Origin of the sequence: Streptomyces alanosinicus (genome assembly GCF_014650595.1) — a bacterium.
Lineage (GTDB): Bacteria > Actinomycetota > Actinomycetes > Streptomycetales > Streptomycetaceae > Streptomyces > Streptomyces alanosinicus.
The window spans coordinates 1-12,795 of record NZ_BMVG01000080.1 but is presented as its reverse complement, the minus strand read 5'-3'; the positions used below and the strand labels follow the sequence as shown (position 1 = coordinate 12,795).

12 protein-coding genes and 2 pseudogenes are annotated in these 12,795 nt (G+C 66.3%); 8 read left to right on the top strand and 6 right to left on the bottom strand.

Going from position 1 to position 12,795, the window contains the following annotated elements:
- The 3 genes and pseudogenes from IE277_RS49125 to IE277_RS45595 all read left to right on the top strand — a co-directional run.
- Positions 1-204: pseudogene (locus IE277_RS49125) on the top strand (DDE-type integrase/transposase/recombinase); the annotation flags it as partial.
- Positions 205-503: 299 nt separating this feature from the next.
- Positions 504-1,847 carry a hypothetical protein gene (locus IE277_RS45600; RefSeq protein ID WP_189959886.1) on the top strand — a complete coding sequence of 448 codons (1,344 nt, stop codon included), beginning with the start codon at positions 504-506 and terminating at the stop codon, positions 1,845-1,847.
- Between the two features lie 44 nt (positions 1,848-1,891).
- Positions 1,892-2,203, top strand: a complete 312-nt coding sequence (locus IE277_RS45595; protein WP_189959884.1) for a hypothetical protein — start codon at positions 1,892-1,894, stop codon at positions 2,201-2,203.
- A gap of 60 nt (positions 2,204-2,263) precedes the next feature.
- Here IE277_RS45595 and IE277_RS45590 read toward each other — a convergent pair whose 3' ends face one another.
- The 6 genes and pseudogenes from IE277_RS45590 to IE277_RS45565 all read right to left on the bottom strand — a co-directional run bounded on the left by IE277_RS45590 (position 2,264) and on the right by IE277_RS45565 (position 7,953).
- On the bottom strand, positions 2,264-2,929 hold the full coding sequence (locus tag IE277_RS45590) for a hypothetical protein (protein ID WP_189959882.1): 666 nt from the start codon (positions 2,927-2,929) through the stop codon (positions 2,264-2,266).
- A 133-nt stretch (positions 2,930-3,062) separates the two neighbouring features.
- Positions 3,063-4,406, bottom strand: a complete 1,344-nt coding sequence (locus IE277_RS45585; RefSeq protein ID WP_189959880.1) for an endonuclease domain-containing protein — start codon at positions 4,404-4,406, stop codon at positions 3,063-3,065.
- Positions 4,407-4,712: 306 nt separating this feature from the next.
- Positions 4,713-5,408 carry a DUF6215 domain-containing protein gene (locus tag IE277_RS45580; RefSeq protein WP_229882561.1) on the bottom strand — a complete coding sequence of 232 codons (696 nt, stop codon included), beginning with the start codon at positions 5,406-5,408 and terminating at the stop codon, positions 4,713-4,715.
- Between the two features lie 74 nt (positions 5,409-5,482).
- Complete coding sequence (locus IE277_RS45575) at positions 5,483-5,656, bottom strand: hypothetical protein (RefSeq protein ID WP_189959878.1); 174 nt, start codon at positions 5,654-5,656, stop codon at positions 5,483-5,485.
- 290 nt (positions 5,657-5,946) lie between these two features.
- Positions 5,947-6,150, bottom strand: a pseudogene (locus tag IE277_RS48625) (SbcC/MukB-like Walker B domain-containing protein); the annotation flags it as partial.
- A 120-nt stretch (positions 6,151-6,270) separates the two neighbouring features.
- Positions 6,271-7,953 (bottom strand): site-specific integrase, encoded by a 1,683-nt coding sequence (locus IE277_RS45565; protein ID WP_189959876.1) that lies wholly within the window; start codon positions 7,951-7,953, stop codon positions 6,271-6,273.
- Between the two features lie 142 nt (positions 7,954-8,095).
- Between IE277_RS45565 and IE277_RS45560 the strand changes: the two genes are divergently transcribed.
- From IE277_RS45560 to IE277_RS45545, 5 genes are all read left to right on the top strand, one after another.
- Complete coding sequence (locus IE277_RS45560) at positions 8,096-8,332, top strand: DNA-binding protein (protein WP_229882560.1); 237 nt, start codon at positions 8,096-8,098, stop codon at positions 8,330-8,332.
- Between the two features lie 318 nt (positions 8,333-8,650).
- Positions 8,651-9,562, top strand: coding sequence for a recombinase family protein (locus IE277_RS45555; protein WP_189959875.1), 912 nt, complete (start codon positions 8,651-8,653; stop codon positions 9,560-9,562).
- A 379-nt stretch (positions 9,563-9,941) separates the two neighbouring features.
- The gene (locus IE277_RS45550) at positions 9,942-10,613 is read left to right on the top strand and encodes a DUF3223 domain-containing protein (protein WP_189959874.1); all 672 of its coding nucleotides are present in this window, start codon (positions 9,942-9,944) and stop codon (positions 10,611-10,613) included.
- A gap of 115 nt (positions 10,614-10,728) precedes the next feature.
- Entirely contained in the window at positions 10,729-10,845 is a 117-nt protein-coding gene (locus tag IE277_RS50050; protein WP_373311017.1) for a DUF932 domain-containing protein, read from the top strand.
- A 487-nt stretch (positions 10,846-11,332) separates the two neighbouring features.
- Positions 11,333-12,795 (top strand): pentapeptide repeat-containing protein (locus tag IE277_RS45545; protein ID WP_229882559.1); only part of this gene is annotated, 1,463 nt, incomplete at its 3' end.

The following is a 12,795-nucleotide window of genomic DNA, read 5'->3' as shown; positions in this document are numbered from 1 at the left end:
TCATCGACGTCCGACAAGGCAACCAAGGATGAACCCGCAGGTCACAGATTCCACAGAATGGCCACCGTCATCGACGTGTACTCCCGTCGCCTGCTGGGCTGGCCGATGGCCGATCACATGCGGGCCGAACGCGTCACCGACGCGCTCAAGGCAGCCGTCCGCACGCGCGGCGGCCGGGTGGACGACGTCATCTTCCACAGCGATCACGGGGCTCAGGGCGGATTCAACTGGTCGTCGCAACACCCTGATCTCGGAGGTGTGCGGCGTGGCCACGGCGGACTGGAGTTTGAAGACCAGCGATGTTCCCGAGGGGGCGCGTCGGCAGTGGCGTGCTGATCGGGCACTTCGGCCGGCGATGCGCTCGCCTGGCCGACCGAACGAGCCGCCCGGCTCGCAGTCTTCCGCTGGCTCGGCTTCTACAACCACCGGCGCAGACGCTCCACGATCGGCTACCTCACGCCGGTCGCCTTCGAACAGAGATCAACTACGCCGGCCATCGCTGCATGACAACCGGTGTCCACGGTCAGGGTGGAAGCCCCAAGACCCAGGTGAAGATCAGTGACAACCAGTACGGCGTCCTGGTGTCCGACTTCGTCAAGTCCGGCTCCACCGCGTCCGTGACCGTGGGCGCCGGAAGGCTGAAGCCGAACGTCGACTATGTCTTCCACACCTCCGCCTACGCCAAGGACAGCGGCCTGCACGAGACGTCGTGGTCGCCGTGGGCCCGATTCCGCGTCACGATGCCCGTCGATCTGACCCTGCCCAACCCCAATGCCTCGGCGCAGAACCCGGACCGGTCCGCCCAGCCGTACACGGACACGATGGCGCCGCCCTCTCCGTGGAAGACCACGGCCGGCCCGAGCCATGACCGCTCCGTCGCCCCCGGGACGTTCGGGACCCGCTGCACCACCTCCTCTAACGGAGTGAAGGTGTGCGGCAAGGCCGAGCCCTACGACGGCCGTAACTTCACCCTCCACCGCGGCACCGGCGCGCAGGCGAAGGCCGCCGCGCAGTCATCCCTGGTCAGCGGCTGCGACCCGGCCAACCCGCGGGCGGGGCTGTGGACCACGCGCTTCGAGGAGTGCTCGTCGTTCACCATGGCGTGGGAGGCGTCCCTCAACGACGTCCCCGTCGGCACCGTGAAGGCGCTGGTGGTCAACGAGCGTCAACTCGATCCGAAGTCAGGGAACATCACCGAGCGGATCAACGTCACCGACGTGGACGTTCCGGCAACCATCCCCGCGTTCACTCTGGACGCCCCGAAGATCGACTGCGAGCCCTCCGGCAACTGCGGTGTCCAGAACGTCAGCGGCTGGACGGGCGCGGCCGCATGGGTGCCCGGCGACCACCACAGCGTGTCCGCGGACGCCTCCTACCTCTGGGGGCCGACCCTGACCGGACCGAGCACCACCAAGCCGCAGGTGATGAAGCTTGGCGTCGCGGTCGCACTGCAGGGCAACCCGAAGATCCCGGGCAAGACGGTGCAGACGACCCCCGCGGTCTTCATGGACGTCGCGGGCGGCGACCTGGAGAACGGCGGAGCTTCCGACCAGATCCGCTGCGACAACACCAAGATCATCAACAAGGTGCCGACGATCGGCTGCGTGTTCCACAACTACGTTTCGACCTACACCTTCAACGCGGCGAAGTACCTGCAGGCCTCGTCGCACGCCTGGCTGATCCAGCACAAGCTGGCCAACCACCCCGGCAGCAAGGCCGACAGCAAGCCGCTGTACTTCCTGCCCGACGGTGACATCAGCGGCAACCGGACGGTGATCTGCCCCCCGGATGGGCGGCGGCCAACGGCGACACCAGCGCCCTCAACGGCACGACGGACAAGGAGCTGAACTGCGACGAGTTCGCGTTCAACGCCACCTACAACAGCGGCGGGATGCCCTCGCTCGCGGGTGGCCTGAACCCGGTCAGCAGCGGGGACGCCTGTGTGCAGACCCTTGCGAGCAAGCAGGACGGCACCGTACACCTGTTCAACATCGACGGCCTCGTGCCGACGTGGAAGGAGGTCTGCGGACGGTCCGCGATCTCCGGGAACGACAACAGCGGTTCGATGGCCGGGTTCGCAGCCTTCAACGCGAACCAGCGACTGCTGGACCGTGACCCGTACTGGCTGAACACGAACATGCGCGCGGCGTGCTCCGCCGACAGCACGACCGTGAAGTGCACCATGACCGCGAACAACCAGTAGCACCACCCCGCTCACAGGGGGCGCCGCGCCGGGAGGGCGCGGCGCCCCGCTGCCACCAGTTCACACCGGCGAGGGCAGGTGCACCGCGGGCAGCAGCCCCAGCTCGATCTCCCGACGCGGCAGCGACAGCCCGAGATGCTCGCCCACCGCCGCGAACAGCCGCTTCGCCAACTCCTCGTCCTCGTCATCGGGGTCCTCGCAGCCGGGGAAGGTGTCCCGCACCGCCCCGGCCCGGCGCATGGCCGCGTCCAGCGCGGCGAACGCCCCGAGCCCGTCCATCAGCGGGACCGCGGGCTCCAGCAGGCTGTCACCGGGCTCGCCGGAACTCATTTCGCCGGCTGCGTCGACGTAGCACACCCACGGGTGCTCGTGCAGGAAGCGGTCCAGACAGACAAGTTCGTCGCCCTGCTCCACCAAGGTGTCCTGGCCCAGCCGGTCCAGGAAGACGAGGTGCCAGGTGGACCGCTCGACCTCCAGGACGTACGTCCACTCGCCGCTGCGGCCGAACATCGCCACGCTGTCACCCAGGTTCACGCTCAGCCTGTCGAAGTCCTGGAACAGCGGCGGCCGTTCGGCCATGGCCCGGTCGGCGCCAAGGCGCACCACGAAGTCCACCGGGTCCACGCCCCGCACCGCCGTGACGCTGATGTCCGAGAGCATCCCGTCCTTGGCGATCGCACCGCTGTACCAGTGCTCGCCGATCCACGCCAAGCTGCTGTCCGTCACCGTGGCGCCCCCTCCCCTCGACCGTCGCGTACACGTTAACTCTGCTGCACATTTCGCTGGAGCCTGCGGGCTGATCGTCTCGGGGGCTGGCATCTGCGAGGTGACGGTGAGGTGTCAGGTCTCCGGTGCTCGTTCAGAAGAGTGCTGTGTCCTCGCCGCTGGTGTCCGCGATGACGGGCCGGATCTGGGCGGGGAGGTCGTCCAAGCGGTCAGGGCCGGCCGCGGCGGCCACGGCGGGGGCCGTCTCGGCCAGCCAGATGCGAAACCGCTCGGTGGCTTCGCGGTAGGGGACTTGCGCCAGGACTCGGTGCTCGCCGGAGGGGCAGAAGTCGACTGTGACAGTGAGCAGGCAGGAACGGGGGGCGTTCTGACTGCCTGTCCAGGACACGCGCAGGACACCGCAGGGCTTGCGGCCGCCGGGGGCGGGGTGGGTCGGGCGCAGCGATCGGCAGGCTATGCGGGCGGTCCATGCGGCGAGGTGCGGCAGGGGCAGGGTGGTGCGTGCGCGGCAGCCGGGGCAGCGGTGCCAGTGGCGCAGCCAGTGGCCGGTGTCGGTGTGGAAGAGGCGTGTGTAACGGTTCGCCACGCGGATGTCGTTGCTGTACAGGTGGTCGGGGCGTTCCTGTGTGTTGCAGGACTGGCATACGGGGGCGCGGACGTAGCCGTGTTCGTGGCAGTGGTCGAGCACGGTGGCGGGCGCGGTGCGGCAGACGGCGCACGCCCACCCGGCCACCCGGCGGGAGGTAGCGGGCTTCCTGCTGAGCACCGAGTACAGCTGGCCCTCCAGCTCTCCGTTGTACGGGCGCAGCGAGGCGGTGGGGCCCTCGGGGCTCGTCGTCCGCCGACCGCCGGCGTCTGGGGCCTGCCGGGGATGGGAGGGCGGCCCGGTGACTGCTGCCTCTGCCTGGCGGGTCCGCGCGGCTTGCACCCACTGCGCTTCGGCGTGCTCGGCCGCATCCAGCAGCCTGACCACAGCGCGCGGCAGCCACCACGTCCGCTGCGTCCCGTCGCGGGTCTGCTCCACGAGCATCTGCCGCCAGTCGATCCCCGCCAGATGGTACGACCGGGCGGCTTCACGCCGTGCTGCCCGCCCGGAGCCTCCCGGCTCCTGCAGTTCCCCCGTGATGCGCCGGCGCCAACGCAGCGGCGTTTCCTCGTCGCACTCCTGCCTCGGCGCCCCACGAAACGGACCGATGCGGACCAGGTCCTGCCGGTCCATCCCCACCGTGTTCAGTTCCGCGGCCGCCCGGCACACCGCAGCCTCCGCAACACCCCACTGACCGCCGCTCGCCCTCACCGTCGCCACCACATGGCCGCCGAGCAGGACGTACCCCGCCGGGGCATGGGCAGGACAGGAGGTGAAGGCCCCAGCAGCCGTCGGCACAGCACTGTCGGCCGTCAGATCGACCCACAGAGCGTCCGCGGCACCCAGGGTGATCAGGCCGTCCGTCCGACCGGGCATGACACGCTCCGACATACCGACAGGCTAACGGCCTGCAACCCGGTATCAGGTCCCAGGCGCATCGGTCAGCCGGGCCGCCGCCCGCAACTCCCTATTCCTGAGCATCTGTTCCGTCAGCACCTCCCGTGCCCACAGCCTCACCACCAGACCGCCAATAATCGGGCAAGTCACCCTCGCACATCAGCGGTCCCGGAGGGCGAGATCTGCCACCGCACCTGCTTCGCGGACTGGGCGCGTGAGACGTGGGACTGGACCATCCCGGAACTCGGCATACGGCAGGCCGTGCCGGAGCCGGTGCACGAGCAAGCTCGGCCTTGCCCTCTACCGTCCGGAGAGCGCCGGAAGGACTTTCTCCGCGATCCGCACCAGGGCCCGGTCGGTGGGCAGGGCCCCGGACTTCGACCACACGGCGATGTGATACATCCCGCCCCGGTCGCCCTTGTCCCGTGCCACGTACAGCGTCCGGACCGGCGGACCGTTCCCGTCTGCGCTGCTGCCGTTGACGGGATCGAGGTTCATCCGCATGGCGCGGGACGAGGAGAACACCGCCGGCCGCCCCAGCACGGTGAACGTCTTGACGCTGTCCTGCTTCCCGAGGCTCAGCAGGGCCACCCACTCGGCTACCGACACCTTGAAACCGGCTGAGAGTTGCACGGTGCACGTGTCGAAGTCGACTTCGGCCTCCGGCGCGGGGTCCTTGTCGACCAAGGTGTTGCTGCCGGAGGCGGTCGTCGGCTTTTCGCCGGGTGTTCCGAGGAACAGAGCAAGGTCGGGCTGGTTGAGTGCCTTGCACAGTTCGTAACCGGACACAGCCCGGCTGGTCTTGTATTCCCGGGGGAGTTCGTCGTGTTCTGAGCTGGAACACGAGGCGGGATTGGCCGGGCTGGCGGCGATGCTGCCGGGCAGCCTGTCCTGTCCCCGCCACAACAGGGCCCCGACCAGCCCGAAGATCGCCACGGCGGCGACGGCCCGGCCGAGGTGGCTGGGTTCCTTCTCCGCCGGCGGAGGGTCCGGCACGGGTGCCGGTGGCTGGGGGCCGGTGACAGGAGAGGGGCCGAAACCGAAGCTTCGGCGGGGCCTGGCAAGCGAGGTCACCCCAGGTTCTGGCGGCACTCACTGAGCGCGAACTCACCGAAAGTGTCAGCGACCTTCTCCGTCAGCCCGCCCTCCGGAACGCCAGGGTTCCACGCGAAGACCGGGTACTCGACCTCTGAGTCCGGCCTGGAGGTGTCGAGGACGACGACACCCAGGACGTCGTCATGCATGACGTTCGGCGGTTCAAGTCGCGGACCGTGCAGCAGGGCGAGCTGTGACAGCCACCCCCGGTTTCGCGAACTCAAAGCGGTAGTCAAACGAAACTTTCGCTGCCCGCCGCCTGCGACGACGGACAAGCCCACAGGCCCGAATCACGCGACGGCTGCTCCGGGGGCTGTCCGGGGGACAGGCGGGGGGACAGAAGGACAAGGACGATCAAGGGAAGGGAGGGAAGCGCAGGTAACAAATCCACCCCAAGCGGCCGCAATGTATCGATGAGTGAGCGAGGGTTCAGGAGTCCTCACACACCCCGCTGCCGCAGCACCGACCCCGTTCTGCCCTTCACCACCTCCAGCTGGGCGTGGATCCGACGCCGCAGGTCGGGGACGTGGCTGACGATGCCGACGGCGCGGTCGCGTTCGCGCAGGGAGTCGAGGACGTCGAGGACCTCGTCGAGGGTCTGGTCGTCGAGGCTGCCGAAGCCCTCGTCGATGAAGAGGATGTCGCAAGATCGAATTCTACGGGTGCACAGTCCTGACCAGGCAAAACAAGGTATGAAGAGCCCCTCGGAGTGCTCTCCGAGGGGCTCTCTTGCTGGCAGGGGGACAAACGGGGGACAGCGCGATCAGGCGGCGCCCCGCGCCTCGTCCCGAGGACTGGGCCGTACGACACGCAGATGCCGGTCAGCTGTTTCTTCGCAGGCCGAGGCGGTGGTCGCCGCTTGCTCTATTTCTCCTCCGTCGTGGACTGACGTGGGGAGTTGCATGGGGTGCGGCTGGGCTGCCTGCGCTTGTTCATCGGTGGGCTTCTCGACGCCGTTGCGGCGTGGTACCAGGTCAAGGGGTGCGTTGGCAGCGGCTTGTTCGAACTGTGGCAGCAGGCTGGTGTAGGTGTCGGCAGTGAGTTGGTAGCTGCTGTGGCCGAGCAGGGCTTGGATGGCTTTCATCGATAGGCCGGCGGCCAGGCTGAGTGATGCGGCGCAGTGACGCAAGTCGTGCAGGCGGACCGGGGGGAGGCCGATGCGCTGGATGAATCTCCAGAAGGCCTGGGAGACATTTTGGGGGTTGTGGGGGCGGCCGTCGGGCCGGGTGAAGACGTAGCCGGAGTCGACGTATGGACCGTACTTCGTGGGGTCTTGGCGGTGTTTCTCCTCCCATTCGGCGCGTTGGGCTTTCTGTACGTCACGCCAGGCAGTGAGCAGGGCCAGTGTGGCGTAGTCAAGGGCGATGGCACGTCGGCCGCTGCGGCTCTTGGGGGTGTCCTGCCACATGTTGTAGTTGGAGTCGGTGACGAGTTGTCCCGAGACGTGCGCCACGCCTTTGGTCAGGTCGAGTTCGGTCCAGGACAGGCCTGTTGCCTCGCCGCGGCGCGGTGCCCGGTAGACCATGAGGTGCCACATGATGTACATGGGATGGTTGACGGCTGCGTCGAGGAACTGGCCGGTCTGTTCGGGGGTCCAGACCATGACGGGTCCGGGCTTCTCGCCGGTTTCGCGCCAGCGGGCTACGCGTTCGTCGGTCCATACGAGCGGTTGGGGGCGTTCGTATTTGGGGAGGACGACGAGCTTGGCCCAGTTGTGGGTGATCAGTTTTTCGGTTACCGCGTCACCGAGTGCTGCGGAGAGGCAGTCGAGGTACCTCTTCTGTGAGGCGGGGCCTGTGTTCTGGCGGGGTTTGGCCTGGGCTTCCTTGAGGGCTGCGCGGGCCTGGTCCCATGCCTGGCGAAGTTCTGGCGGCCGTGGGGTGGGGGCCTGTCTCCAGGCAAGGTGGGCGGCCTCGCATTCGATTTTGGCTAGCTCAGCCGCTTCCTGGTTGGCCTTCTTGGTCTCGTTGTAGGCCCATATCTGCTGGAACATCTCCTGGATGTGGCGGTCGCGGAGGTCGCGGAGTGGGAGGTGGCCGAGGGAGGGTTTGAAGATGCGGTCGATGAAGTCGCGGTAGCCGAAGCGGGTTTTGCGTTTGAGGTCGACACGCTTGGCGTGCCAGCGGTCGAGGTACTCGGAGACGGTTTCCTTGGTGTCGACGTCGATGCCGCCCTGGGCCTGGTCCCACAGCTTCTGTGCTGCGTCCTTGGCTTGGTTCTGAGTGACGAAGCCGCCCTTGCGGGGGCGCCGGCGCTTGCCGCCGGGGCCGTCGGGGAGCTTGACGTAGTAGTACCAGCTGCCGTGATCGCGCTTCTTGAGCAGGGGGCAGGCGGAGCCAAGTTCTCGCACCATGGGTTTGCCGTTTGCGTCGAGGACAGGTTGTCCTTCGTCATCGAGCTTGGGTTCGGTGCACTTGCATCGCTTGTAGGTGCTGCCGTCGAACACGCGGGATCCCCCTGAATGTGCCGGGTTATGCCTTACGTGCCCTGATCATGCTGTAGCGAAGGAGACGCTTCCTTGGGCGCCGTATGCTTCCCGTCAGGTGGCGCGGGGAAGAGGGATGTGACCACCTTTGTCCTCATCTGTGATGGCAGCAGAGGATGTTCGTTCGGATCGGCGTCGTGGCGGGATGTCGGTGGAGGAAGTGAGGTCCTTGCCAGCCGCAGTGAGTGTGGTGACGGCGGCTCGGGCTTTGGGGATCGGGCCTGACAAGGCGTACGAATTGATCAAGGTCGGTGAGTTTCCGGTGCAGACGATCCCGCTCGGGCAGACCCAGAAGGTGTCGACGGCGAGCCTGTGGAAGGTACTCGGGATGGTCGAATGATGTGCACCCACCTATGCACCGCCCGGTCGGCCCGCACGTCGAGGGGTCGGCGACCTTTGAGTGGCTTGACTCGCCGGCGATGTAACTGGTGAAGACGGGCTCTGCCCCATACGGGTTGCCGTGAAGTGCGCCACACTGAGAGCGGCGCGAGGGCGCTGACCTGTAAGTATCGCGTTTATTACTGATCAGTTAGCCCGCACATAGGCATGAGCGACACAGCTGCGGATATACATTGGCCTACGTCAGATCTAAGCGACCTCTAACGGGAAGTCGACGTGTAACGGTCGCAGGTGCGAATCACTGATCGGAGTCAGCTGCGTGGGACGGTTGTCGGGCTACGTGCGCGCAGGGATGGTCCACCCCTCGGAAGCACCCCTGCTGCGGGAGGCCGTCACGCTCCTGTTCAACGGCGCCTCGGAAGCTGATGCGACGCGGTGGCTGACCGGCAAGGGCATGTTGACGCCTCGCGGTAACGAGTTTCGCCGCGAGGTCCTTCATCGGCTGCTGACCAACCCGCGGCTGGCCGGCCTGGACGAGAACGGTGAGCCGATCGAAGGCTGGGAGGAACGCGTCCTCGAGCCCGAGGTGTTCCGCCGTCTCCAGAAGTTGTTTGAGGAGCGAAGCGAGCAGCGCGGCAAGTCTCGTGACGCCTATGAGTACTTGGCCACCGGCGGCTGCGCCATCTGCGACGAGTGCACTGCGCCCATGGTCGGCAGCCGCGCGCACGCCGAGGCCCCTCCGTCCTACAAGTGCGATGGCTGTGGCAGGACTCGGATCAACGCTGAGAAGCTCGAAGACTTTCTTGCCGAGCACGTTCTGGCCGAGCTGCTCAAGCCGGAGGCGCGTGAGCGGCTGGCACTGTTGGAGCGTGATATCGAGGCGGAGATCGCTCGTCTGAAGAAGCACATTGAAGGTGCTGACGAACGCTTCGCGAGCATCGGTGAGCTGTACGGGCGAGGGTTGATGGTGAAGGCCGCGTTCGTTGCTGCTCAGAAGGCCAGCAAGGAAGACCTGCGCGCCGCCAAGGCCCGCCTGAAGTACCTGGAGCGGATGACCGATCTACCCATCGGTGACGTGCATGACCTCATCGCCTGGTGGCGTACAGCACCGTATGCCTCGAAGCGTGGCCTGGTGCTGCTGGAGATCGAGCATGTGCGGGTAGGACGTGCAGAGGGCAGCCAGGCCCCGGAGAAGCGGGTACTGCTTGACTGGCGGCAGCCTGCTGCCTGAACGTTCGTGAGTACCTACCATCCCCTGCCCGTGGTCTCCACGCCGACTCTATGTTCCCTGTCGCCGTCGACGTGAGCATGGACGCACAACCGCACTGACTAGGGGTACAGGTACAGCGGCTTGCACCACTACCGCACCAGATCGAGCGGGGAATCACGGTGAGTCCGCCTTGGCCTGACGAGACCGCGAAGCGGTCGTTCGCCCAGGTCAGCACCCCAACCGCCGCACGTGCTCGCAGCTTCCCAAGCTGCTGTGTCGGCGTTGGCCGGTAGCCTGCGGCTGTCAGCCGTGGCGTACTGGAGGTTTCGTGGAAGCTACGAGCCTGGAGTGTTGGCAGACGCCGGTACGCTCGAAAGTTCGCCGAGCACAAGGGGGCAGGATGGCCAGGGGCGTCATGGTTGGGAACACGCACTACCAGAGTAAGGAGGCTGTCCGAAACGCCTGTCGCAGCATCGTCGCGGCCTACGGCATCGGATCCGAGGTGACCGGCACGCACGACGACACATTCCTGCGTAACCTGGTGGCGTTGCATCCAGAGTACGAGTTGAAGCGTGGTGCTGGCATAGCTGGTTTCCGGGTCGTCCGCACCGAGTACGGAACCACCGGTTTCGTCGTTGTCCGTATTGACGGCACTGTTAACGACTTCTCCTGGAATGCATGCCTGACCCATCCAAGCCACCGCAGTCAGGTCCTAGCCGCCTTGCGAAGCTCCATCGGGCCACAGATAGCCGAGACGAGGAGCGCCTTGCTCCAGGCCGGCAGCCCTCTGCTGTGCGCGGTCACCGGTTCGCTGATCCCGCCCGGTGAACTCCACGTTGACCACTACGACCCGACGTTCCTGGAGCTGGCTGAGCAGTTCATCTCCGAGAACGAAGGCATCGAGGCCTTCCGTATCAAGCCAGACTCGGGTGAGGGGATTTCGGGCCTTGAACTTGAAGACCTGGCCCTCGAAGTGGCATGGCGCGACTTCCACCAGCGCAACGCGCAGCTCAGGCCGGTGCTAAAGCGTGTGAACCTCTCTGACCTCGTCAAAGGAAGGTCTGGGAGCTGACCAGATTGGCAACCGGCCGGTTGGTGATAGCAGCGACCAGGGCACCAAGGCTCAGGCTCGCCGCGGCACTTAGCGTCCGACAAGGCTTCTACAACCGCAGCTCAGGCGTTACGGCATCAACAACATCGTCGCCACCCCGTGGCGGCCCGTCTGCGCCAATACCGAACGCTTCGTAGTCCGCGACGGCGTCACCCGCTGGGCCGTCCGGCACACGGCAGGCGCCAACGCCTAATCAAGGAAGCCCGCCCCACCCTCGGCCTGTCATACAGTACTTCGACCGGTTCGCCGCCGAAGAGACCCCGCTGGCCCGCACGGACATCGGCGTCGCTGACTTCCACCAGGCGATCGCCGACCTGTGGTCGGTCGAAGACGACGCCTCCGACCGGACCAATACCCGCCGCCATTCGCGCTGCGATTCGCGCCGTGGCCGACACCGTCTTTGAAGCCCCGCAGCGCCATCAGGGCCGGGCCCTGACGAGTTACGTCCGAAATCCGGCGAGGGTTGACAAACGACCCCGACGCAACCGGATGATCACTCACTGTCGTCCCTCTCATGATCGGCCATGCGATGACGCACCAAGCCTGGAGACGCCCGTATGACACATTCCCCGTCGCCGAGTCAGGCCCCGCCTTCCTGGCCCCACTGTGGGTACGGCGCTGATCCGACCACCAATCCGGTCGGCTGCCAGGGCATTCATGTCAGCGGTCACACCGCATGCTTGGCACACCTGACGGATGCTGATCGCGGCGCCTACTTGGCTAGCCTGACCCCTGGCGTCGACATCGATCACCGAGGTACCCCTTTCACCCAACCCCTGCTCGACGAACTCCTCAACAGTCTCCGGCTCTCCACCACTGGCAGAGTGAACATCCGTGATGCCCAGTTCGAAGGGGCAGTATTCAGCGGGGAGGCCGACTTCGATGGTGCTCTGTTCAATGGGGACGCTCAGTTCGGCATGGCGCAGTTCAGTGGCCAAGCCCACTTCGTCGGGGCGGAGTTCGCGGGCTACGCAGGCTTCGTTGGGGCACAATTCCGCGGCGACACCCACTCTTTTATGGAGGTTCAGTTCAGCAACGACGCCAGATTCGACATGGCTCGCTTTGATGGCCACGCCTGGTTCGACCGGGTTCGGTTCAGTGCCGACGCTGGGTTCAACGGAGTGCAGTTCAGCGGCGAGTCACAGTCCTTCGTCAGAGCCGTGTTCGATGGCGACGCCCAGTTCGCTGGTGTCCAGTTCAGCGGCGAGGCCCGCTTCGATGGGGCTCGGTTCAGTCGTGAGGCTCCCTTCGTCAACGCGCGGTTCAGCCGTGTTGCCCGATTCGTCGCGGCACGGTTCGAAGGCGGTGCCAGATTCGACGGGGCGGAGTTCAGCCGCCACGGCTGGTTCGACAAAGCCCGGTTCAGCGGCCACGCCTGGTTCACCGGAGCGGAGTTCATCGGCCAGGCCAGGTTCCACGGGGTGCAGATCACCGGTTCCGCCGGTTTTGGCGGGGCACGGTTCGCAGCGATGTCGTGGTTCGGGCCGATGGTCTGCCGGCGAGAGGTTGATCTGTCTGGAGCCCTGTTCGAGGTAGCGGTGACGCTGGAGATTGCAGCGCATGAGGTGCATTTCGTACGGACCCAGTGGAATTCAACAGCGACCATACGCCTGCGCTACGCCACGGCGGATCTCAGTCATGCAGTGCTGTCCTCCCCAGTAGCGGTCACCGCCCAGCCCGCCCGCTTCATCGCCGACAGCACGCCGGTGGATGAGAGTCTGCTGCCAGGGCCCGCTGAGGTACGGGTGGCATCGGTGCAGGGCGTGGACGCCGCGCACCTCGTCCTGACTGACGCGGACCTGACCAACTGCTTGTTCTCCGGAGCTTTCCACCTCGACCAGTTCCGCCTGGAAGGCCGCACCATCTTCGCCTTCCCGCCCACCGGCCTGCACCGCCGTGGCATCTTCTGGCCGGCTCGCTGGACCAGGCGGCGGACTCTGGCTGAGGAGCATCACTGGCGTGCGCAGGCCGCAGGCCAGCCCACCCTTCCCGCAGGCGGTACGCCTCCGGATGACCAATGGCGTCTCGGCCCGCACCACCCCGACCCCGCCCAAACTCCCAGCCCTGAGGACGTTGCCGCACTCTACCTGTTGACTGAACTAGTGGAGGAGTTCTTGCAGGTCAGTGACCCTATCCTCGGTTC